This is a genomic window from Aquimarina spongiae (genome assembly GCF_900141785.1).
Classification (GTDB): domain Bacteria; phylum Bacteroidota; class Bacteroidia; order Flavobacteriales; family Flavobacteriaceae; genus Aquimarina; species Aquimarina spongiae.
In genome coordinates, this window is the sequence record NZ_FQYP01000001.1 from 994,022 (window position 1) to 1,018,494 (window position 24,473).

Here is a 24,473-nt window from a genome sequence, read left to right on the forward strand (position 1 = left end):
GTATAGCAATTTTTGTTTTCATATTTCTGTTTATTTAAGGGTGGTTGTTTTTGTAAGTACTTGTATCAATTCTGCTCCTTTAGGATTGGTTTTTAGGTTAGGTTGTTTTCCTCCTACATGAAATTGAATTGATCCGGGAGTGATATCAATTTTTCCTTCTGAAGTAATACGAGCATATTGCTTTGGGGTAATTTTGAAGCTTACTTTTTTGGTTTCACCTACACTCAGACTAATCCGTTCGAAACCTACTAGCGAGTGTACCGGAGCATCCTCATCATGGACGTTATGAGATATATAAAGCTGTACAACTTCGTCTCCTTCTCTCTTTCCTGTATTGGTAACCTCAACAGTAATTGGAATATCTTCATTAAGTTTGATCTCATTAGGCATTTCTAGATGATCATAGGTGAAATTGGTATAGGACAATCCATGTCCAAAAGGATACAGAGGTTCTCCTTTGAAGTACTTATAGGTACGATTGGTCATATCATAGGACTTAAAATCCGGGAGGTCTTCTGTGGATTTATAAAAAGTTACCGGTAAGCGACCAGCAGGATTGTAATCTCCAAATAATACATCTGCAATGGCTTTTCCTCCAAATTCTCCTGGATACCAAGATTCTACAATTGCGGGTATATGTTCATCAGCCCAATTTACAGCTAATGCACTTCCATTCATTAAAACCAAAACTATAGGCTTATCAAGAGCGGCTACCTCTTTCATAAGCCTTAGTTGTGATTTTGGTAAAGAAATCTCTGATCGATCCCCCTTATCAAATCCTTCTAGTACCACTGGCATTTCTTCTCCTTCAATGTCAGGAGACAGTCCTAAGCATAGTACTACTACTTCAGACTTTTTAGCCAGTTCTATAGCTGTTGATAGCAAATCTTCATCCATGTGTGCCCATACCAATTGCGCCTGTGGATCTGTATGATAGTTAAAAAACTCTATTCTTATATCTTTTGCTTCCCCCTGGACTAAATCAGTATCAAAGTATCTGGTTTTAGGTTCATGGTCATCACTGAACTCAAACTTTAAAGTGTCATTGACATAAAATTTCCCTCCACTGCTGGCTCGTAATCCAATTCGGTACTTCCCAGTTTTTGGAGCTATCAATTGTCCTGTCCATTTTACAGAGAACTCATCCGAAACCAAACCATCAATTGGTTTTTTGGGCATCCATATAAAGTCTATTACACTATCGTTTCTAGTGAATTTTGGAGTTCCTTCCCATTTTTGATTGTCAAAATATTCTCCTTTTAGTCCATGGTTACTTCCATTTTTAAGGGCATTTGATGGGATAGATTCTAATAAAGGCCATCCTTCTGCGATATTACTTCCTTTGGCATAATGTACTTGGGCGTTAGGTAGTTTTTCTTTAATCGCTTTTAAAGGAGTAATTCGGTTATGAGGAGTACCATGGTAATTCCCCAATAACACCTGTTTTGAGTTTGCATTAGGTCCTATAACTGCAATTGAAGAAATGTTTTTATCTAGCGGTAATGTTTGTTTTTCATCTTTCAAAAGCACTATGGATTCGCGTGCTGTTTTTTCTGATAACTTATAATGTTTTTCACTGCCTACAACTTCATAAGGAATATCCGACCAAGGCACCATTTGATCAGGATCAAACATTCCCAATTTAAATCTGGCTTCCATCAATCTGGACAATGCCCGATCTACTTTGGTTTCATCTACGATTCCTTTTAAAACAGCGTCAGTGAGGTTGGGATCAAATACATTTCCACAGTTTAGATCTGTTCCTCTTTCTACTGCCAAGGCAGAAGCCTCTGTTGCATCTTTGGATAACCCATGTTTATTTGGCTCCCAAAAATCATTGAGTGCCCAACAGTCTGAAACCACATACCCATCAAAACCCCATTCTTTTCTAAGAATGTCATTTAATAACAAGTTACTCCCGCAACATGCTTCATCTCTATATCTATTGTAGGCGCACATTACAGATTGTACATTGGCTTCTTTGATTGCTGCTTCAAAAGCTGGCAGATAAGTTTCTTTAAGATCTTTGTCTGAAGTATGGTAATTGTCTTCGTGTCTGGACTTTTCCGGCCCACTATGTACGGCAAAATGTTTTGCAGTAGCAATTACCTTAAAATATTTGGGATCGTCTCCTTGTAAACCTTTTATAAAGTTCACTCCCATTCTACCGGTGAGATATGGATCTTCTCCATAGGTTTCTTGTCCGCGCCCCCATCTGGGATCTCTAAAAATATTAATATTAGGAGTCCAAAAAGTAAGTCCCTGATATATCCCTCGTTTATTCTCTTTCACAAAGCGATGATGTTTTGCTCTAGCCTCGTCAGAAATCACCGTACCTATTTCAAACATCAATGATTTATCAAATGTAGCGCCCATCCCTATCGCCTGAGGAAAAACTGTGGCTTCTCCTGCTCTTGCTACTCCATGCAAACATTCATTCCACCAATTATATGCGGGGATACCCAAGCGATCAATCGCAGGAGCATCATAACGCATTTGAGAGACTTTTTCTGCAAGGGTCATCTGATCTATTAAATCATTTACTCGTTCAGTAACCTCTAATTTTGGATTTTGAAATTTGTATTCATATTCTTTTTTTGCCATACATCCCATATCCAATTGCAATAGCAATGCTAGGAGAATTACGTTACAAAGCTTCAAGAGTTTTTTCATTGCTTATTGTTTCCTATTTTATTGTTGTTTAATGATTTCATGACATAAAACTCAAGATCAAAACAAGGAGCCCGAATACGATTCCTATCAACATAATCTCTACTAAAATCTTTAGCCTCGAATATTTTTTCTTCATGCCATTATTTAGTCCTGAATTTTTTAACAATTTAGAAACGGATATGAAAAAATAATGCTACAAAAAGAGCATTAACTGCAAAATTTGTTGCATAACCCCAGATAAACAAAGGGATGCTTCAGAATGAGAATACAAGGCTACATAAATGCTATTGCTAAAGGAGCATAGGCAGTTAATTTACTTTAGCTACGGCTTTGTTAAGAAAATATGGGACTAGGATTGTTCCGTTTCGACCTCTGTCGGCAGGATTCCAAAATGATTTCTAAAACACTTTGTAAAGTATGATGGTGAAGAAAATCCAACCTGGTAGCAAACATCACTAATATTATTATGTCCTTTTTCAAGAATTTGTTTGGCTCTTTGTAAACGGATGTTTCTTAAAAATTGATTGGCAGTTTGCCCAGTCAGGGTCTTGATTTTTCGATAAAATTGGCTTCTGCTTAGATTTAATTGATAAGCTAATGATTCTACACCAAGATTGGGATCATTAATATTTTCGTTGATATAGTTCAACACCTTCTCAATAAAATCTTTATCCAAAGAAGTAGTGTTGGTTTCGATATCATTATCAACTATAGCACTGAAGTATTTATTAAACAGCAATTGTCTACTAGTCAATAATTGAGATAAACGTGACTTTAGCACTCTAAGATCAAATGGTTTACTCAGGTAAGCATCCGCTCCAGATTCTATCCCTTTTAAACGATCTTCATGCATAGTTTTGGCAGTGAGCATCAACAGAGGAATATGACTGGTTTGAATATCATTCTTTATTGCGGCACAAAAATCAAAACCATCCATTTCTGGCATAATTACATCGGTAATGATAATATCTGGGATTTCATTTTTAGCTTTTTCCAAACCTTCTGCACCATTTGAAGCGGTAAAAATTTTATATCTATCGGTCAATTCTCTTTTGAGATAATTACGTAGTTCGGTATTATCCTCGACGATAAGAAGTCTGTGTTCTTTGGATTCTTGTTTTTTCTCTTCCTCTATTTCCTTTGGAGCAGACAAAACTATATTTTCAATCTTGGGTTTTCCCTCTACCGATTTACTAAGGCTCATTTCATCTTCCTGAAAATGGGAATTCCCCAAGGGTAAAACTACTTTGAAAGTCGTGCCTTTACCCACTTCGCTATCCACCTGGATGTTTCCTTTGTGTAATTCTACTAATCCTCTCACCACTTCTAGCCCTATCCCTGTTCCCCCATAATACCACTTGTTAAGGTTATTTACCTGGTAAAATCGCTCAAAAATCTTATCCAACTGTTCCTTTTTGAGTCCTGGTCCTGTGTCGGAGATACAAATTTCAAAAGTATTCTGTGGGCTAGTATTCCCTTTTGATTCAAGTGTATTGCTGTAGATTTCTATTAAAATATTTCCACCTTCGGGAGTTACCTTAAAAGCATTGGATAAAAGATTAAAGATGATTTTCTCCATCATGCTTTTATCTACCCATCCTTCTAAGGTATCCAAGTTATGCTCTACACTTAAGCTAATATTTTTATGATATGCTTCTTGTTTAAAATAACTCACCACCTCGACTACAAAATCAATGATATCCAAACGCTGCGCTTTCACTCTCAATTTATTCATTTCCAATTTTCGGAAATCCATGAGCTCATTGATCAACCTGGAAAGTCGATCTGTATTTTTGTGAATAACAAGATGCTTTTCTCTTATTTCTTCTGGAAATTGATATTTCTTACTATTGATAATATCAATAATTGGATTGATGATTAAAGTTAGAGGTGTTCTAAACTCATGCGAGATATTGGTAAAGAATTGTAATTTTTTATTGTTTAACTCTTCTTCTTTTATTCTTTTCTCCCTTTCGTTTTCAATGAGCTGTTTTTCTTTGATCCTATTTTGAGTTAGGGCATTCAATAAATAAATGCCTAGTAAAAACAACAATGCATAAGCAGCAATTGCCCAATTTGTTTTCCACCAGGGAGGTAATATGGTGATTTTTAATTCTAATGGGGTTTCATTCCAAACACCATCGTTATTAGCCACCTTTACTTTAAACGTATAATTCCCATAATCCAAATTGGTATAGGTAGCACTTCTCATGTTACCTACATAATTCCAGGATTCTTCCAAACCTTCCAAATAATAGGCATATTGGTTCTTTTCTGGTCTCGTATAATTTACTCCTGCATATTCTATCGTAAAAACAGACTGTGTATGCGTTAGTGAAATGCTATCTGTTTCAGAAATCACCTGTTCTAACGGTGAGTCTTTTTCGCCGGGAATCACATTTTTGTTAAACAACTTAAAACCGGTGAGGTATAGATTAGGTGTACTTGTATTGATCTTGATATTTCTAGGATTGAAGTAATCGATTCCCTTATAATTCCCAAAATACAGATTGCCAGATTCGTCTCGATGTACCGCATTGAAATTATAATCATTAGATAACAAACCATCATTTACATTATACCCTGAAACTATATTGGTTTGAACATCCAACTTATGAATTCCCTGATTTCCACTTACCCAAATATGACCATCTCGATCTTCGATAATAGCAGAAACATTTTCTTCCTGCAAACCATTCTGTTGATTATACCATCTAAAAGTATTTTGATTTTCATCATATCTACACAATCCCTGTCCGCGGGTTCCGATCCAAATCATATGATCTGAACTTTCGTAAATAGATAAAATATGATTCGCATTTAGAGAGTTTTGGTTTTTTGGAGACATCTTTTGTCGAATAGAGACAATTGAATAGGTATTTTGCTCTTGCGGAACTACCTTAAACAAACCTGTAGTTGCTCCCACCCAAATATGATCATTATGATCTACAAGAACTCTTCTTATAGAACTTGTGTGTATATTTTGCTGCATGAATGTCTTACTATTATGATGTGTAATCTCATTACTATCATAATCATAGGATAATAACCCACCATAAAAGGTGCCTATCCAAATTTTACCATTAGAGTCTTCTGAAAAGCTCAAAATACTATTAGTAGTAAGTGCTCCATTGGTATTTGTTGGATTAAAATTGACAAATTGTTGTGACCCTTTTTTCAAAAGAAATATGCCACTGTTCCAACTCCCTACCCATAGGTTTTCTTTACTATCAAAGTAAATGGCCTGGATGTCATTACTAGTCAAACCCCCAAAATCTGTGCTTTTTGTATGGATATGTTTAAACTTTAAGGTTTGCGGATCATAGATATCTATTCCTCCTCCATCCATACTCATCCAAAACCTGTTCTTCTGATCCTGAACAATTCCCGTAACCGCGCTTGCTTCTAAAGAATTGGCAACACTTGGCAAGCTTTCTATTTGTTCAAACTTATCGTACAACTTATCATAGACTCCAATACCACTGTTGTAATATCCCATCCAAATTCTATCATTTTTATCCAGAAACAATGACCATATGGAATTAGAACGAATACTGCTATCATCTTTTTTATCAAACAAGTAGTTTTTGATTACGTTCCCTGCTTTGTCCATATGAAAAAGTCCGTCATTCTCTGTTCCACACAAAATAGTTCCATCGGATGCTACCGCTAATGATAATATTCTCTTTGAAGTTATGGGTAAATGCAATATTTCTATATCTTCCTCTTGTCTATTCACCTTATACAATCCTGAAGATAAACTCCCAATCCAGATGTTATTTTCTTCACTAATGAATAAGGATTGAATAGGTTCCTGAATGGTTTGAGAATCATTATTAGACAAAAACAACGAAGGTCTGAGCGTTTGTGTGTCGGGATCATACTCTTTAAGACCTACATTAGTTCCTGCATATACTTTACCCTTTCTATCTGTTTTCAGGGTATAAATATTTAAAATTCCATTTTTTGACGTTGTACTAAAACCAATATTAGGAATATGATGTGCTTCAAAATCCTCAGTATCGAGTTTAAATAATCCTTTTTCAAAAACACTGACAAATAGATTCCCCTCATGATCTTCGGTAATGCTACTCACCGCCATATGGTTATTAAAACCATTATCTGCATCTTTGGTTAGGCTTATATTTTTAAATCGATCCTGGCTTCTATCATATAGACTTAATCCACTTTCTGTTCCTGCCCACAACCTATTGTTCTTATCCAAATACGTACAAAAGATCATACTACTATTTATGGATACTGAATCTTTGGAGGTATCGGGATATGAGATATATTCGATACCATCATATCTATGAATCCCTGCTCCGTTGGTTCCTATCCAAATAAAACCATAGTGATCCTCTATAATGGTAGACACTGCTGTTTTTGAAATTCCATCTTTTGTGGACACAAAATTGAAATCTACAGTAGGCTCTTGTCCCCAAAGATTAATCATCAATAACAGGAAAGAGAAAATTGAAAATATGGTCCTTTTGATGCACATAAACGAGGGGTATTACAAAAACTAAAGTTACTATCTTTTTCTTTATCTATATTTTATTGTCCTTTTTATCCTCAAATTTGACATAAAGAGTAACTCAACAAAAAGCTATTTCTGACGATAATCTCCATCCAATTATCCTGTAAAATAAGTCAATACAGCAATTACAACTACTACTAATAAAACAGATAACACTACATCCAACCATGTAAAGCTAGCTTTGGCCTCTTCTTTTTGAGACTGGGAAAGTGTTCCAAATGCTAATCCTTTGATCGTATGATAATTTGGTGGAGCCGTTACCAGACTAGTAGTGATACAAACCAAAACGGAAAAAATAAACATAAAAATAGCCATATGTGCAAAGTTAATGGTGGCAAACTTATATAGTACTCCAGATAAATCGTCCTTGCTAATCTCTGCAGTAATACGTAAGCCGGCAATCAATAATCCGGAAAACAAGGTTACAATTGCCGCTTTTGAATTTACTCTCTTCCAAATAATCCCTAGGACAAAAACTGCAGTGATAGGAGGAGCAATATAAGATTGAACACTTTGTAGATATTGATACAATACTCCTCCTCCTATTTTATTCATAATCGGAATCCAAATAATTCCCAAAATCACTACCAAAGCGGTAGCTACCCGTCCGATATTTAATAACTTTTTTTCAGGAGTTTCTGGCTTCATTTTTTTATAAATATCTATGGTGAATATCGTAGAGCAAGAGTTAAATACTGAGGCCAAAGAGCTCATCAATGCAGCCATCAAACCACCAGCCACCAAACCTTTGATTCCAGTAGGCAATAATGTTTTTACCAGCACTGGAAATACTTCATCTGCTCTTTCATATTCAAGAACTCCTTGTTTTGCTAAGGCGAAAGCTATGATCCCAGGGATCAGGAAAATAAAGATCGGAAGTATCTTGAGATATGCCCCAAAAATGGCACCTCTCCTACCAATCTTAATATTATTTGCTGCCAAAGTTCGTTGTACTATATATTGATCAGTACACCAATACCATACCCCTACTATAGTTCCTCCTACTAATAAACCGGTCCAAGGAAAATCTGGATCAGACATTGGTCTCCACATATTAAAATGATCTGAACCCGCTGTTGCTCTTAGATTTTCCCATCCTCCAACTTCTTGAAGCCCTAGATAGGTAATAATAATCGATCCGGCTATTAACACAACTGTTTGTAGTGTTTCTGTATATATAACGGCTTTCATTCCTCCAATAATGGTATATGCACCAGTGAAAACAACTATCCCAATAGCTCCATACCAAAAAGGAATACCTAGCAATTCTGAAACTACAATTCCACCCGCGTAAATGGTCACCGAAACCTTAGTAATTACATATCCGGCTAATGAAAACACAGATAAAAACCATCTTGAACGGCTATCAAAACGTTTTTCTAAAAACTCGGGCATAGTAAATACCTTACTACGCATATAAAAAGGAAGAAACAGCCATCCTAAAAGCAATACTATCCATGCATGTAATTCGTAATGCGCCATTGGCATTCCTGATTCTGCTCCGGTTCCTGCCAAACCTACGACATGTTCTGATCCTATGTTGGAAGCAAAAATAGAAGCCCCGATTACGAACCATCCTACATTTCTCCCTGCCAAAAAATAATCCGCCGTATCCTTATTTTTTTGCAATATTACCCATACTGCAACTCCAATTAATGCTAAAAAGTAGGTGCCTAATACTACCCAATCTAATTGCCCCAAGACTGATTCCATATCCTATGATTACTGTTGTTTTATTACACGAGAATATATTTTTCTTAAAATGACAAAACATTTACTAACAAATACTCTCTTTTTAACTTAAAATCTTAATAAAAACCAAAACTATCATAAGAACATGCAACCGAATAACACATTTGAAGCAAATCCTATAAATCATGATGCATCAAAAGTTATGAGATTGTTAATATGATATGAGTAGTCTTTCTTTAATTATGAATATCCTAAAAAGTCCATTGCGATTTTGATGCGGTCCTTTTTCATAGTCATACGATTTATATCGTTTTTATGTCCCGAATTTCAAATTGACTCTTCTGCTTATATCACATTTGAAGCACTCTCTATAAATCATGTTGTATTTTAAAATTTAAACATTAATTAATGAGATAATGCTAATTAATTGGCGAAAAAATGATTTAAATTTCAATAAGAACTACTCAAAACTTTTAATTGCAAAAAGTTTTTGATAAAAAGTAATAGCAATAAGTATTGAAACTCATATTAGAAATTTGTCCGGTATGAAAAAGAATAGAATCACTCAAAAAGCAATAGCGAAAGAGTTCAATGTATCTATCGCTACAGTATCCAAAGCACTTAGTGACAGTTATGAAATTAGTATAGAAACCAAAACAAAAATTAGAGCATATGCCGAAGCTCATAGCTATAAATCATTCATTATAGATCCAAGGGTAGAGTTACAAAAAAACACCAAAACCATTGGAGTCATTATCCCAAATATGTTGAATCAATTTTTTACTAAAGTTTTTGTTGGTATCGAAAAAATAGCTACTGAAAAAGGATACAATCTTATCACCTGTATCTCTAACGAATCTCTGGAAAAGGAAGCTGGAGCTATTGAGCTTTTAAAAAACTCGTATTTGGACGGATTTATTTTATCCATTGCTGAAGAAACCCAGGTGAGAAAGGATTTTAGCCATTTTCAAAATACCATAAATCAAGGTATCCCAATGATGATGATCGATCGTATTACTGATGCTATTGATTGTGACAAGGTTGTTGTAAATGATAAAGAAGGAGCTTATAACGCCACCAAACATTTCATCAATACAGGATGCCGAAATATTGCTATTGTATCCAATATTCATCGTTTAAGCGTGGGTAAATTAAGATTAGAAGGATACAAACAAGCTCTTTTGGAAGCGAAACTACCTATTGATGATGCCTTAATTTTGAAAGTAGACGAATTTAATGACATCAATACTTTATTGAAGATCATGCTAGACTCTAAAAAAGTAGATGCTATCCTTTGTCTTGAAGAAGACGCAGCAGTCAACACCTTAAAACTAGTGAAATCTAGAGGATACCGAGTTCCTGAAGATATTTCAATCATTGGTTTCACCAATGGGATATTACCTCGCTATGTAAGTCCTTCTATTACAACAATAAGTCAGCATAGTACCTATTTGGGTGAAATTGCTGCCAAAATGCTAATTAATAGGATAGAACAAACGGATACTCCAATAACTTACACCACCAAAGTGATTAAAACCAACTTGATAGAAAGGGAGAGTACAAAGAGTATTGTTGAAGTCTTCTAACTTCTATGTACATCATGGTTATTTAAGATATTTTATCCTTTTGTGTTTAAAATATAGAAGGTTAGGTTCTAAACTCACGAAAATTATTCGTATCTTAAATTAAAATTCCAGCTTACTCATCTATGGCACAAATGATTACATCCTATAATCTAGACTTTTGCGACCTAGATGTTTATGAAAACTATGTAATTTCAAGAATACATGAGGGCGTAACAACCACCCCAGAGAATCTCAAAATATTTGCTAAGCTGATCGACATCCACTACAAAAACAAACCTTTTGTATACATATCGCATCGGGTACATTCTTTTTCTATTAACCCAATCATTCATGCAGAGTCTTCCAAAATACCTAATCTAATGGGATTCGCGGTAGTATCTCCAGACCCACAGCAAAAACAACAATTTGAAATGGAAAAGATGTTTTTCAAAAAAGATTTTAGGTTGTTCGAAACTTTGAAAGAAGCTATTGACTGGAAAGAAGAAATCCTAAAAAAACATCACGACTAGCCATAAAAAAAGTGAAGCCCAACGACTTCACTTTCCAAGTGTATATTATACAGAACCGTTTATTTTGCAATATTTACAGCCCTTGTTTCTCTAATCACAGTCACTTTTACCTGCCCTGGATATGTCATGTCTGTTTGAATCTTTTGTGAAATTTCAAAAGAAAGGCTTGATGCTCTTTCATCATTTACTTTTTCACTCTCTACAATTACACGAAGTTCACGCCCTGCTTGTATCGCATAGGCCTTTTTCACTCCGTCGAATGCAAACGCTATTTCTTCCAGATCTTTCAATCTTTGAATATAAGAATCCAACACCTGACGTCTGGCCCCTGGTCTGGCCCCACTAATAGCATCACAAACCTGAATAATTGGTGATATCAAAGAGGTCATTTCTACCTCGTCGTGGTGAGCTCCAATAGCGTTGCAAACCTCTGCTTTCTCTCCATATTTTTCTGCCCATTGCATTCCTAAAATCGCGTGAGGCACCTCTGTTTCAGTCTCCGGTACTTTACCAATATCATGCAGAAGTCCTGCTCTTTTGGCTAATTTAGGATTCAACCCCAGTTCTGCTGCCATTACTCCACAAAGTTTAGCTACTTCTCTGGAGTGTTGCAACAGGTTCTGACCATAAGAAGATCTATATTTCATTCTCCCTACTGTTTTAATCAACTCGGGATGTAAACCATGAATTCCTAGGTCAATTACTGTTCGTTTACCTACTTCTATAATTTCTTCTTCAATCTGTTTTTTGGTCTTCTTTACAATCTCTTCAATACGAGCTGGGTGAATTCTACCATCAGTTACCAGTTTGTGAAGCGATAATCTAGCAACCTCGCGACGCACAGAATCAAAACAGGATAAAATAATTGCTTCAGGGGTGTCATCTACAATAATCTCTACTCCTGTTGCTGCTTCTATTGCTCTAATGTTTCGTCCTTCTCGACCAATAATCCTACCTTTTACATCATCGCTCTCAATATTAAATACAGAAACACAATTATCTATAGCCTCTTCGGTCCCGATTCTTTGGATCGTATTGATAATAACTTTCTTTGCTTCTTGTTGAGCTGTAAGTTTTGCTTCTTCAATGGTATCCTGAATCAAAGCCATTGAATCTGTTTTGGCTTGTTCTTTTAAAGACTCTACCAGCTGTTCTTTAGCCTCCTCTGCAGACAAACCAGAAATTACCTCGAGTTGTTGCACTTGACTCTTATGTAGCTTTTTAAGTTCAGTCTGCTTTTTGTCTAGATACTCATTACGCTGATTATACGTCTTTATCTTATCTTCTAGCTCTACATTTAATTTTTTGTTTTTAGACAGCTCGTTAGACACCTGAGATTCTTTATCTCTAGTTCTTTTTTCAGCCTCGGCCATCTTCTTATCACGTGAGAGAATTACTTTCTCATGTTCAGACTTTAGTTCAATAAATTTTTCTTTTGCCTGTAGTATCTTGTCTTTCTTAATTGTTTCTCCTTCACTCTTAGCCTCTCTAACAATACTTGCCGACGTCTTTTTCGCATTTTTAATAATTTCTGATGCTTTACTGCGCTCCAAGACCTTAGCGATAATAAAACCTACCACTAACCCCACCACTGAAGCTACAATCAAAAATATAGTGTTATCCATAATTGTTGTTGATGTTTATATATAAAAAAAGCCTGCACTAGTAAAGGTTTCGTATAAACTCTGTAAAAACAGGTTTAGGGCTAACAAATTGCTCAAGAATCCGCTCAAGGCGGCGCGCTTTTACAACTTAAACTCACCCTTTTTAATTAATTCTTGTTGAGTTTATCAAAATACAACTAGTGCAGGCAGTAACCTTATTTATTTTAAAGAACGTTATGACAGATGATCATACAGCAATTCATTAAGCGCACTTAATCGGCTTGCTACATTAACCATATCGTCGTTTTTATCTATACTTTTTTGTTCAACCTGAGCCGCAAATTGCAATGCACACATTGCTAAAACGTCTTGCTTATCTCTTACCGCATAGCTCTGCTCAAACTGCTTTATCATAGCATCTATATTTTTTGCAGCTTTACGCAATCCTTCTTCCTGTTCAGGATTGATCGTAAGTGGGTATACTCGATCTGCTATTGATAGTTTGATTTTAAGCTTTTCTGCCATACATCTATTATTCTGAGAGTTGTGCAATACACATATCTATCTCTCTAATCAAGGCGTTTATTTTGAGCTTGGTCTCCCTTTTATATTCGTCACTGCCCAGTATTGCATTGGCATTTTTGAGTGCACTGAACTTTTCTTCCCAATGCTTTAATTCATCTTGTTGGAGTGAGGAATTAGCCTCTAATTCCTGAATTTTCTTCTTGAGATCTACATTCTGCCTTTTCATTAATTCATACTTATGAAGCAGTTTGCTTATCCTATTCTCAAGAGAATCAACAATATCAATTAAATCACTCATTATAAATTTTACACAATACTTCGTTACACAAAGTTAACATACCAATTGAAAAAACCCAATAGTTTTTCAACTAATTTTGTAGGCTTTATGTATTCGCTTCTAACTTAAGAACTTCTTGTACTTTGTTTAGCGAAGAAGCTATGATTTGGTGCATATCATAATATCGATATTCTGCTAACCGTCCGCCAAAAATGACACTATCCTCTTTCTCGGCTTCTTTTTTGTATTGTCTAAATATCTCTTGATTTTGATCATTGTTTATGGGATAATACGCTTCTTTGCTGCGGTCCCATTGTTCTGGGTACTCTTTGGTAACTATGGTTTTTTCCTGGTTTCCGAACTCAAAATGCTTATGCTCGATTATTCTGGTAAACGCATATTCGCTATCATTATAGTTTACCACTGCATTTCCTTGATAATTGGGCATATCATGCAATTCATGTTCGAAACGTAAGGAACGATACTCTAATTGTCCGTATTTGTACTCGTAGAACTCATCTATCTTACCCGTATACACTATATTATCTGCTAATGATAATAAGTGTTCTTTATCCTGAAAAAAGTCAACACCGGTTTTGGTTTCGACACCTTCTAGCAATCCTTCGATGATCGTGTTATATCCTCCCTCGGGAATTCCTTGATACTTATCATTAAAGTAATTGTTATTATACGTATAACGCACGGGTAGTCTTTTTATAATAAACGCAGGTAATTCTGTTGCCTTTTTACCCCATTGTTTCTCAGTGTACTCTTTGATTAAAGTTTCATAAATATCCTTCCCTACTAAAGATAAAGCCTGCTCCTCCAAATTTTTAGGGGATTTAGAACCGTACTCTTCAATTTGTTTATCGATTACTGCTTTAGCTTCTTCTGGAGTTTTGGTACCCCATAGCTGATAAAAAGTATTCATATTAAAAGGTAAATTGTATAATTTCCCTTTGGATAAAGATACTGGCGAATTGACATAATTATTAAAGGTGGCAAACTGATTTACATAATCCCAAATTCTTTTATCATTGGTATGAAAAATATGAGCCCCATATTTATGAACATTAATCCCTTCCTTTTCCTCACAATATACATTTCCTCCTAAATGATCTCGCTTGTCGATAACCAAACATTTCTTATTTCTCTTGGTCATCTCATGAGCAAAAACACTCCCAAAAAGTCCTGCCCCAACAATTAAATAATCATATTTCTTTTCTTTCACTAGTTCCATTTTTAAAATCTCTATATACTGAGAGATCAATATTTGCCAAAGCTAAGCTTTTATGGTGACTTAATTTTACATATTTCCTCTCAAAAGTTGAACGAATAAAATATCATTCCATTGTAGCACAAAAAAACAAAATGTATGTATCTTTCCTTCCTGAAATTAGAACACTATGAGGAGCTATTATATATCAAGAAATTACAAATCCCTTTTTAACGCCGCTGGCAAAGCGAAAACAGATTGCGAGTGGATATTGAAGGATATGGGCTTTAAAAATCTTGGTTTCAAACAATCATCCATCCCCAATTCTGCGATCGGAACCATCAAAAACTTTTTTGGTATTTCTATCGCCTTGTTAAGACTTCCTTTCAAAAGTACATTATGCACGCAGTATCCATTAAATAAGTTTAGAAATTATGTCATGTTTATGGCAAAACTAAAAGGGTGTAAAATCATTACCATTGTTCATGATGTGCGATTTTTGAAAGGTCGAACTGGTAATGTAGATAAGGATTTAAAAAAAATCAAAGGATCCGACGTTATCATCGTTCATAATGAAGCCATGAAAAAGTGGTTTTTGGAACAAAACATAAATATCCCAGTTGTTGTGCTAGGAATCTTTGATTATATACTTCAAAAAGGATTACCTACACAAAACAATGAAAACAAAGGAACAAAACCTTATGAAATTGTATATGCAGGAGGTTTTGGTGAAGGAAAAAATTCGTACATCTATGATTTAGACACTTTAGAAAAGAATGATTTCAAGATGAAGCTCTATGGCATTGGTTTTGATTATGAAAAGCTAAAAGCTTCTAAAGAAACATCGGTTTTATCCTATCAAGGAGCTTTCCCTTCAGATGTAGTAGCCTATCATATTGAAGGATCGTTTGGTTTGGTTTGGGATGGTATTTCTACCGAAGAATGTAGCGGACAATACGGTCGATATTTAATGTTTAATAATCCACATAAAACATCCTTGTATTTACTATGTGGTCTTCCTATCATTGTTTGGGATAAAGCTGCCATAAGTACTTTTGTTTTGGAAAATGGACTTGGTATTGCGATTAGCAACCTAGCCGATCTGAGCGATACACTAGCAGGACTAACTCAAGAAGATTATCTAGCCATGAAAGCTAATGTTGATAAAGCCAGAACAAAAATAATTAGTGGAGGATATCTTAAAGATGCCGTAAATGCTTCCTTAAAACAAATGTAACTCTAAAAAAATAAGTAGTTTTATAATCCGTAAACACCTATTCTATTTCGTCTATGCGTTTAAGTCTTTTGATATTCATATGTAGTATTTTCTTTTGTCAAGGTCAGGATGATCTCAAAACAGGATATTTTGCCCACCCTCTCGATATTGAATCTGTTGTTTCAGGTACCTTTGGGGAACTCCGATCGAATCACTTCCATTCGGGATTAGATCTTAAAACCAATGGTGAAGAAGGGCTGAATGTATACGCCAGCGCATCTGGAAGGGTGAGTAGAATAAAGGTTTCTCATGGTGGATATGGAAAAGCACTTTATATTGCTCATCCCAATGGATATACTTCAGTATATGCTCATCTTCAAAAGTTTGCTCCCGAAATTGAAGCCTATGTAAAGAAAAGACAATACGACAAGGAATCTTATGAAATAGAACTCTTTCCAAAATCCGGTACCCTAACAGTAAAAAAAGGAGACACCATTGCCTATAGTGGTAATACTGGAGGAAGCTCGGGACCTCATTTACATTTTGAAATAAGAGATAGCAGATCCAGACCAATGAACCCCATGATTTTTGGAATAGAGGCGCAAGATACCAAAAGACCAATTATCAATAGCCTTTGGGCCTATAGTTTGGAGAAAGAATCACATGTAAATGGAACGCAACTCCCCTACAGACTTACACTTACTCCACAAGAGAATGGAAACTATAAAGCAGAACCTATTACTGCTTTAGGAGAAATTGGGTTTGGAGTTTCTACCATAGACAAACTGGATCTAGCGGCTAATAGAAATGGTGTTTTTGAGATTACGACCGCCATTAATGGTCAGGAAAATCTTAAATTTCAAATGAATCGATTTTCATTTTCTGAAACTCGTTATGTGAATCGGCTAATCGATTATGGACACTATAAAAAACACCGTTCAAGGATCAGTAAATTGTATGTTGAACCCAACAATCCATTATCTGTTTATAAAAAGAAAGAAAACAACGGTATTTTGACCGTAAAAGATAGCCTATCTTATAGTTATTTGATTGAAATTAAAGATTTCAAAAACAATAGCACTACCATCGAGGTACCTATACAAGGTAAAAAAGAAGATCAGATCAAAATAAAAGAAACCATCGAAACTCCTGATCTTGCATTGGCTAACCAAAACTTCACTTATACTTCAGGTTTGTTTGATTTGCTAATTCCAAAAGGAAGTCTGTATGAAGATACTTATCTTGATATTTCGGTTAGTGGAGAAACTGCCAAAATTCATAATGATCAGACTCCATTACATAAAAATATGACTCTGGCCTTTGATGTGTCGAGATACAAGGATGAAGACTTAAAGAAAATGTATATCGGAAGAGTTATCAGCGATAAAAAATCCTCGTACTCCAGAACCAATAAAAAAGGAAAACGGTTTTCTACACGTACCAGAACATTTGGTACTTACTCGCTTTTTTCGGATACGCAAAAGCCTGTCATTGTTCCAATCAATGTGGCTAGTAAAAAGTGGATCTCGAGCGCTACCCATCTAAAAATTAAAATCAATGACTCTGGATCTGGGGTAAAAAGCTATCGTGGTACATTAAATGGGAAGTTTATTTTGATGGAATACGATTACAAAACCGGAATGCTGATTTATGATTTTAACGACAAAATTGTTACAGATTCAGAAAATAATTTTAAACTTGTAGTGTTAGATAATGTAGGCAATCGAGCTACATTTGAAACCACATTTTATAGAAAACCTTAAAACCAACTCACTTTTTTGAAAAATCGCTTACTCTTTCTCTTCACCTTTTTTACTCTTTTCATAAGCAGTAGCACGGTTGCACAAAAGGCACTGTTGAAAGGTATCATACTTGACGAAAATAACACGCCAGTACAAGGAGCAAATATCAGTTTTGAAAATTCTGGTACACAATCCGATCAAAACGGAGTATATGAGCTAAGCATTCCCGCAAATAAAGAGGTTACTATTAAAGTCTCTCATATTGCACTTAAAAGTTTAGAATTCACCATTAATCTTGAAGAAAATCAAGAGTATGAATTGAACCCGGTTCTAAAGACTAATGTAGAACAAATAAGTACTGTGGTTATATCGGGGCGAGAACGAAAGACAGTAGAAGGAATTACCACGCTAGATCCTGAAACCATTCGTACGACACCATCAGCTAACGCTGGTGTAGAAGCCTTATTAAAAAGTCTTCCTGGGGTGAGTTCAAATAATGAACTAAGTACACAATATGCAGTACGAGGGGGTAATTTTGATGAAAACTTAGTGTATATCAATGAAATTGAAGTATACCGACCTTTCCTAATCCGATCCGGGCAACAGGAAGGTCTCAGTTTTGTGAATAGTGATTTGGTGCGTAATGTAGATTTTTCTGCGGGAGGATTCCAGGCAAAATATGGAGATAAACTCTCTTCTGTTCTGGACATCACTTACAAAAGACCTACCCGGGCAAATGCTACTGCTAACTTGAGTTTACTTGGAGGAAGTGTAGCCGCAGGAGCTATTTCCAAAAACAAAAAACTATCCGGTATGGTGGGTGTACGATATAGAGACAATCGACTATTGGTAGATGCCCGAAATACCGAAACTAATTTTCAGCCATTATTTGCAGATATACAAACGTATTTATCATACAACATTTCCAACACCTTCGAACTGGGGTTCTTAGGTAACTTAGCTATTAACAAATACGATTACGAGCCCATAACCGAGCAAATTAACTTTGGGACTTTACAAACCGTTCAGGCCTTAAGAGTAAATTATCAAGGTCAGGAAGAAGATCGTTATGACACTTATTTTGGAGCTTTAAAAGGAACTTACAAACCAAACGAAAACCTAACATTAAGATTTATAGGATCTGCATATCAAACACAAGAGCAAGAACATTTTGATATTTTGGCATCTTACGCCCTGGGAACGGTTAATACTGATATCGGAAGTGAAGATTTGGGAGAAATAGAATTTGCCGAGGGTATTGGTTCACAGCTCACTCATGCGCGAAACGATCTTGATGCACTCATATTTAATGCAGAACATCGCGGTACTTATAAAAAAGACCAACACCAATTTGATTGGGGGATAAAATATACGCACGAAGATATCAAAGATCGTTTACAAGAATTCGAAATTGTGGACTCTGCTGGTTTTGCCATCAGACCACCATTTAATGACTTTGTCAACGATCAGCCTTTTACTCCTTTTGCAAGTCCAATTGTACCTTTTACCAGTGTAAGAGCAATTAATGAAACCAAAATAGATAGAATTTCGGGATATGCTCAATATAGCATCCGCTCCACGATCAAAGACAATGAAATATGGGCAAATATTGGTGTGCGTACACATAACTGGAATATCTCTGGAGCTACAGTAAATAGTTCAGACTCACAAATTGTCGTTAGCCCAAGAGCACAATTCGCTATTAAGCCCAATTGGGAAGCAGATATGCTTTTTAGAGTTTCGGGTGGGTTCTATCATCAACCACCATTCTACAGGGAACTAAGAGATTCTCTTGGAGTGGTACGACCAGAAGTAAAAGCACAACAATCCATCCATGTGGTGTTGGGTAATGATTATAGTTTTAAATTGTGGAATCGTCCATTCAAATTAACATCAGAAGTATTTTACAAAAAGCTGACTGATGTAAATCCATACACCATAGAAAATGTAAGAATTCGTTATCGAGCAAGAAACAATGCTGAAGCTTATGCCGCTGGAGCAGATGTTCGTTTAAACGGAGAATTTGTTCCCGGTACAGAAAGCTGGGTAAGTATTGGATATTTAAAAACCGAAGAAAATATTGATAATCGAGGGTATATCTCCAGACCAACAGATCAACGTTTGAAAGTGGGAATTCTGTTGCAGGATTATGTACCTTCGATACCAAGTTTAAAAGGGTATCTCAACCTTGTGTACCAGACTGGTGTACCTGGTGGATCACCAAGTTTTGCAGACCCATACGAATTTCAATCAAGACTACGAGATTATCGCCGTGCTGATCTGGGGGTATCGTATGTTGTGGTCGATGCTAACAAGCGTTTAAAAGAAGGGAACTTCTTTAATACATTTAGAGAACTAAGCCTTGGTGTAGAGATCTATAATATTTTTGATAACCAAAACTCGATTACCAATACTTTTGTAAGAGACGCTTCAAGCCAACGACAGTTTGCAGTTCCTAACTTCTTAACACCGCGAGTATTTAATGTAAGAATGGGAATGAAATTCTAGTCTTCAATAAACTTCTTTAGCACATCTACTACATAATCTACTTCCTCTTTTGTGTTGTATTTGGAAAATGAAAAACGAACAGAAGGCTTTTGTAGATCTTCATCAGTCAATATTTCTGAAAGCACGTGAGACCCTTTGCTACTTCCACTTTGACAAGCACTTCCCTTAGAACAGGCGATACCATTGATATCCAAATGAAATAACAGAATCCCTGCTTTTTCTGCAGGAACAGGCAAACATACATTAATTAGCGTATAGGTACTATGATCCGGTTGACAACACTTTGCATTAAACTTTACACCTTCTATTTCTTGTTTTAGAGTATCTACAAAGTATTGTTTCAGATCCTGGATATATGTTTTTTCTTCGGTAAGATGTTCAAAAGCTAATTTCAAAGCTTCATCCATACCGGCAATATTATGAACACTTTCAGTACCTGCTCTGTAACCGCGCTCCTGTTCTCCTCCAAAAATTAGAGGTTTCAAACCAGAATTCTTTCGAATGTAGGCAAACCCTACTCCTTTTGGACCATGAAATTTATGCGCACTCACCGCTGTAAAGTCTACATGAAGCTCAGCCAAATTTACTTCCAAATGACCGATAGACTGCACCATATCGCTATGAAAAAGAGCATCGTGCTCTTTGCATAACTCCCCCACTCTTTGGATATCCAGAATAGTTCCCACTTCGTTATTCACATGCATCAAACTAACCAAAGTTTTTTCTGTGGCATCTTGTAGTAGAGACCTTAGATGATCGTAGTCAACGCTTCCATCTTCTTTAATCTCCACATAGCTCACTCTAATACCACTTCTGGATTCGATTTCCTGAACAGTATGCAACACCGCATGATGTTCTATCTTTGAAGTAATAATATGTTGCACTCCCAAATCACGAACAGCACTATTCAGCGCCAAATTATCCGCCTCCGTACCTCCAGAGGTAAAAATGATTTCGGAAGCTTTCACCCCCAAATACCCAGCAATATTTTTACGAGCTTGCTCGATGTGATTCTTAGCAGAACGTCCAAACCCATGGGTAGAAGAAGGATTTCCAAAATCTTCTTCTAGTACTGATATCATTTTTTGTATAACTTCTGGTCTTACTCTTGTGGTTGCGGCACTATCAAAATAAACTTTTTGCATGAAAATCAATTGATTAGTTGTTTATTCTAGAATACTAAAAAAAACTATAAAAATTCCTTTAACATTTTAAGAAATTCATAATTTTTAGTACTACAAAACTACTCAAATAAAATTATTTTCAGCAAGACACGTTATAATCTTTCAATTCCTTTACTTTTGTCAAAAATCATGATTAAAATAACCGTGAATATTTACTTTTATTAACATCGATAATTAAAATAACAGTGAACATTTACTTTTTTTAATCGTCTTTAGTTGTGTAAATGTTTAAAAGTAAATATCACTAGTGTATATATCTATGAAAAGATTTGTTTTTCTTCTTTTTATAATCCTATTATGGTCCTGTGATGATGGTGACATCATCATTACAAGTTTCGAATTTGACGATGTTGATCTTCAATTGTGCAGTGGAGCTGCAGAAAACGAGTTTGTTTTCTTTAAAATCAATCAGGGGGTTAATGAGGCGATATCTTTCAATTTTGTAAGTGCTGATTTTTCTGAAACCGAAGAGACCGCCATGCCTATTACCATTAATTTGAATGACGGAAACAGTAGTTTGATCTATAGACAGTTTAATATTGCCATTACTGCCGATTACTATTGTTCCAACATCCCTCCTGGTGATGTTATCGTTACCGAAGAAATGGTGGGTATTGCTGGAACTGCAACGATTGAAACTCTTATAACTTTGGAGGATGATAATGATGGAATAGCTGCTGAAGATGAAGACTTAAATGGAAATAATGATTTAACTGATGACGATACGGATGGAGACGGAATTCCAAATTATTTGGATCAGGACGACGACAATGATAATATTTTAACCAGTGAGGAATTAGCAAACAGTATTCCTGACAATGATGACCCTAGGGATACAGATGAAGATGGAATCCCAGATTATTTGGAAGAAGATGATGATAACGACGGAATCTTAACACGAAATGAGGATGCAAACCAAAATGGTAATCCAAGGGATGATCGTGCTGCACCAGGGGAATTACCTTTTTATTTGGATCCAGAATCTACCAATGCAGAAGTAATCGTTGCTCCTTCAAGGAATAACACTATCCAAACCACATTTACCACTACTGTAAATATAACCGGAATACAGTTTGATGGGAATAATGGCAACTTTCAAGATGATAACTTCTCGTTTGGATCGAGAGAAACAACCATTTCTATTACCACAGAATTGTAAAACAAGCATATGAAATTTAGAATTTATTGCATATTAACAGCTGTCATTTTTATATTAGGATGTAGTGAGGGGGATGTAATCGAAGATAATTTTGATTTTACTGCAAGCGTAGAAAACTGTTCTAATGGAGACGATTTTGTTTTCTTTAAGATAGATCCGTCTATCAATCAAGCATTATCCTTAAGTTTTACTAGCACTACTTTTGAATTGAACACCGTTCCCACAGATCTAACTTTCTCGATTACCTTAAATAGCACATCCAACGTGTTAGTTTATCGACAGTTTGATAATAGTATTGACGGCAACACATACTTTTGTAGTAGCGTTCCTCCCGGTAACATACAAGTAACACAAGAACTAATAAGCTCAAACGGTACCGCAACTATTACCTATACCGAACTTAGTCAAACCGATACAGACATTACTTATACACGATCGATTGTGCTTGAAAATATTACCTTAATAGGTACTGAAATTGAGGTAAGACAGGAACGAATCAATTTTGGTTCTGATGAAATTACTATTCCCAAGTAGATGATTTAGGATTTTGAAGAATATATACCTCCATGGCTCCCAAGCCATATTTTCTATAATTCGCATCCGAAATCCTTACATTATCATATCGCCCAAAAAGGTACTTCAATTCCTCTTTTAAAACTCCTTGCCCTACTCCGTGAATAAATACAATTTTAGGAATCCGTTTCTGAATCGCAAAATCCAGCTGTCGCTTCGCGGTATCCAGCTGTAAAGTAACCATATCATGGTTAGTCATTCCTTTTGTAGATTTTATGAGTTTATCGATATGCAGGTCGACTTCCATAGGAGGCAAATGCCTTTCTTTGGATTTGATGCTACTCTTTCTTTTTGGTTTTTTCTTAAAAATCTCTTTATCCTGAAGATTCTCATGCACTTCTTCATATGAAGGAATGATCATTTCCTGAGATTCAATCTTAACCACTTCACTTTTCAAAAAAGTCATATCAAAGCCATCTTCAGAAGCAATAGTAACTTCTAAAGCATTTATTTCTATAACCTTACCAGTAATAGGCTCATCCAAAACAGATACAATATCCCCAATTTTCATCATTCTTCCTCTAAATATTCTTCTTGTTCTACCTCGGATTTTGATGACAATTTTGTATTTACCATAAACAATCCTAACATCAACAAAACTACCCCCACACTCTGTATATAGTAATTCTTTTGCACAGAAGCAATTTCACTTATAAGGGCAATTGCCCCCATGAGAATAAGCAACAGACTTAAAACTCTTTTCAACTTAGTTGTAATCATATTGCAAAAATATCAAATAATAGATTTTTGTGAAGGTTTATAGGACAAATAACATAATTATGTATATTGCAGTAAACAATAAAACCTTTTCTATTGGAAAAATACATGCTTCCTTGCCTTAATAAAAAGATTTTCGGGGTTGATTGTATGGGTTGTGGCATGCAAAGATCCATAGCTCTTTTATTCAAAGGTGAGTTTGCAGCAGCGTTTCAGATGTACCCTGCTATTTATCCTCTTTTATTATTACTTATTTTTTTAGGATTTAACTTATTTGTTAAGTTTAGATATGATCAGGTTATCAAAGCTGGTCTCATGATTACTACCATACTTACCATGATTATAAGTTATGTAATCAAAATGAAAATTATTTTTTAACTAATCAATTAATCAATATTATGGAAAAACAGACGTTACCCAATTCCACCCTGATTTTAGTATTTGGTATTCTATCTATAGTGGGATGCTGTTGTTACGGATTCGGAATTATTTTTGCTATTATCGCAATCATTATGGCGAAAAAAGCAACTGCTTTATATAATGAAAATCCAGAGTTATATACGGGTTATCAAAATGTAAAAACTGGTAAAATTTTAGCGATCATTGGTTTAATCGTTAGTGCTCTTTACCTAGCGTATGTAATTTTTATGTTTGCTACTGTAGGATACGATGGTATTCTAGAAATGCAAGAAGAAATCATGAAAAACTACGGTGGTTAATCCAACGTATTCTCATAAAAAAATCCCGCATCA

Annotated in this window: 19 protein-coding genes and 1 other RNA gene; 9 read left to right on the plus strand and 11 right to left on the minus strand. The window is 35.5% G+C overall.

What is annotated here, in order from left to right; translation table 11 throughout:
- Positions 1-30: 30 nt before the first annotated feature.
- The 3 genes from BUE24_RS04425 to BUE24_RS04435 form a co-directional block, all read right to left on the minus strand.
- On the minus strand, positions 31-2,673 hold the full coding sequence (locus BUE24_RS04425; RefSeq protein ID WP_073314268.1) for a glycoside hydrolase family 3 protein: 2,643 nt from the start codon (positions 2,671-2,673) through the stop codon (positions 31-33).
- 349 nt (positions 2,674-3,022) lie between these two features.
- A complete protein-coding gene (locus BUE24_RS04430; RefSeq protein WP_073314270.1) occupies positions 3,023-7,177 on the minus strand; it encodes a hybrid sensor histidine kinase/response regulator transcription factor in 4,155 nt (1,384 codons plus the stop codon).
- A 132-nt stretch (positions 7,178-7,309) separates the two neighbouring features.
- The gene (locus BUE24_RS04435; RefSeq protein WP_073314272.1) at positions 7,310-8,926 is read right to left on the minus strand and encodes a sodium:solute symporter; all 1,617 of its coding nucleotides are present in this window, start codon (positions 8,924-8,926) and stop codon (positions 7,310-7,312) included.
- 524 nt (positions 8,927-9,450) lie between these two features.
- Here BUE24_RS04435 and BUE24_RS04440 point away from each other — a divergent pair.
- Together BUE24_RS04440 and BUE24_RS04445 are read left to right on the plus strand one after the other, a co-directional pair.
- Positions 9,451-10,491: a LacI family DNA-binding transcriptional regulator gene (locus BUE24_RS04440; RefSeq protein WP_073314274.1), complete on the plus strand. Its 1,041-nt coding sequence runs from the start codon at positions 9,451-9,453 to the stop codon at positions 10,489-10,491.
- A 122-nt stretch (positions 10,492-10,613) separates the two neighbouring features.
- Entirely contained in the window at positions 10,614-11,000 is a 387-nt protein-coding gene (locus BUE24_RS04445; RefSeq protein WP_084549392.1) for a hypothetical protein, read from the plus strand.
- A 59-nt stretch (positions 11,001-11,059) separates the two neighbouring features.
- On the opposite strand, the gene rny is transcribed toward BUE24_RS04445, so the two are convergent.
- From rny to glf, 5 genes are all read right to left on the minus strand, one after another.
- Positions 11,060-12,625, minus strand: coding sequence for a ribonuclease Y (gene rny, locus BUE24_RS04450; RefSeq protein WP_073314276.1), 1,566 nt, complete (start codon positions 12,623-12,625; stop codon positions 11,060-11,062).
- Between the two features lie 55 nt (positions 12,626-12,680).
- Positions 12,681-12,787: non-coding RNA, 6S RNA (gene ssrS, locus BUE24_RS04455), on the minus strand.
- A 51-nt stretch (positions 12,788-12,838) separates the two neighbouring features.
- A complete protein-coding gene (locus tag BUE24_RS04460) occupies positions 12,839-13,129 on the minus strand; it encodes a cell division protein ZapA (protein WP_073314278.1) in 291 nt (96 codons plus the stop codon).
- A 7-nt stretch (positions 13,130-13,136) separates the two neighbouring features.
- The gene (locus BUE24_RS04465; RefSeq protein WP_073314280.1) at positions 13,137-13,427 is read right to left on the minus strand and encodes a hypothetical protein; all 291 of its coding nucleotides are present in this window, start codon (positions 13,425-13,427) and stop codon (positions 13,137-13,139) included.
- Positions 13,428-13,512: 85 nt separating this feature from the next.
- Positions 13,513-14,637 carry a UDP-galactopyranose mutase gene (gene glf / locus BUE24_RS04470; protein WP_280174017.1) on the minus strand — a complete coding sequence of 375 codons (1,125 nt, stop codon included), beginning with the start codon at positions 14,635-14,637 and terminating at the stop codon, positions 13,513-13,515.
- Positions 14,638-14,812: 175 nt separating this feature from the next.
- On the opposite strand from glf, the gene BUE24_RS04475 reads away from it, so the two are divergent.
- From BUE24_RS04475 to BUE24_RS04485, 3 genes are read left to right on the plus strand one after another with little or no spacing between them, the layout of a single operon-like run.
- A complete protein-coding gene (locus BUE24_RS04475) occupies positions 14,813-15,859 on the plus strand; it encodes a glycosyltransferase (RefSeq protein WP_073314284.1) in 1,047 nt (348 codons plus the stop codon).
- A 53-nt stretch (positions 15,860-15,912) separates the two neighbouring features.
- A complete protein-coding gene (locus BUE24_RS04480) occupies positions 15,913-17,601 on the plus strand; it encodes a M23 family metallopeptidase (RefSeq protein WP_073314286.1) in 1,689 nt (562 codons plus the stop codon).
- Between the two features lie 15 nt (positions 17,602-17,616).
- A complete protein-coding gene (locus BUE24_RS04485) occupies positions 17,617-20,088 on the plus strand; it encodes a TonB-dependent receptor (protein ID WP_073314288.1) in 2,472 nt (823 codons plus the stop codon).
- Here BUE24_RS04485 and BUE24_RS04490 read toward each other — a convergent pair.
- Positions 20,085-21,233: a cysteine desulfurase family protein gene (locus BUE24_RS04490; protein WP_073314290.1), complete on the minus strand. Its 1,149-nt coding sequence runs from the start codon at positions 21,231-21,233 to the stop codon at positions 20,085-20,087. The two genes, BUE24_RS04485 and BUE24_RS04490, sit on opposite strands and share 4 nt — an antisense overlap.
- Before the next feature lie 298 nt (positions 21,234-21,531).
- Here BUE24_RS04490 and BUE24_RS04495 point away from each other — a divergent pair, with 298 nt between their 5' ends.
- Positions 21,532-22,431 (plus strand): hypothetical protein, encoded by a 900-nt coding sequence (locus tag BUE24_RS04495; RefSeq protein WP_073314292.1) that lies wholly within the window; start codon positions 21,532-21,534, stop codon positions 22,429-22,431.
- A gap of 9 nt (positions 22,432-22,440) precedes the next feature.
- On the plus strand, positions 22,441-22,965 hold the full coding sequence (locus BUE24_RS04500) for a hypothetical protein (RefSeq protein ID WP_073314293.1): 525 nt from the start codon (positions 22,441-22,443) through the stop codon (positions 22,963-22,965).
- On the opposite strand, the gene BUE24_RS04505 is transcribed toward BUE24_RS04500, so the two are convergent.
- Together BUE24_RS04505 and BUE24_RS04510 are read right to left on the minus strand one after the other, a co-directional pair.
- Positions 22,952-23,515: a Smr/MutS family protein gene (locus tag BUE24_RS04505; protein ID WP_084549394.1), complete on the minus strand. Its 564-nt coding sequence runs from the start codon at positions 23,513-23,515 to the stop codon at positions 22,952-22,954. The genes BUE24_RS04500 and BUE24_RS04505 overlap by 14 nt on opposite strands.
- Positions 23,515-23,724 carry a hypothetical protein gene (locus BUE24_RS04510; protein WP_073314297.1) on the minus strand — a complete coding sequence of 70 codons (210 nt, stop codon included), beginning with the start codon at positions 23,722-23,724 and terminating at the stop codon, positions 23,515-23,517. The genes BUE24_RS04505 and BUE24_RS04510 overlap by 1 nt, the downstream gene beginning before the upstream one ends.
- Before the next feature lie 93 nt (positions 23,725-23,817).
- On the opposite strand from BUE24_RS04510, the gene BUE24_RS04515 reads away from it, so the two are divergent.
- Together BUE24_RS04515 and BUE24_RS04520 are read left to right on the plus strand one after the other, a co-directional pair.
- Positions 23,818-24,099, plus strand: a complete 282-nt coding sequence (locus BUE24_RS04515; protein ID WP_073314299.1) for a DUF2752 domain-containing protein — start codon at positions 23,818-23,820, stop codon at positions 24,097-24,099.
- 20 nt (positions 24,100-24,119) lie between these two features.
- On the plus strand, positions 24,120-24,440 hold the full coding sequence (locus BUE24_RS04520) for a CCC motif membrane protein (protein ID WP_073314301.1): 321 nt from the start codon (positions 24,120-24,122) through the stop codon (positions 24,438-24,440).
- Positions 24,441-24,473 lie beyond the last annotated feature (33 nt).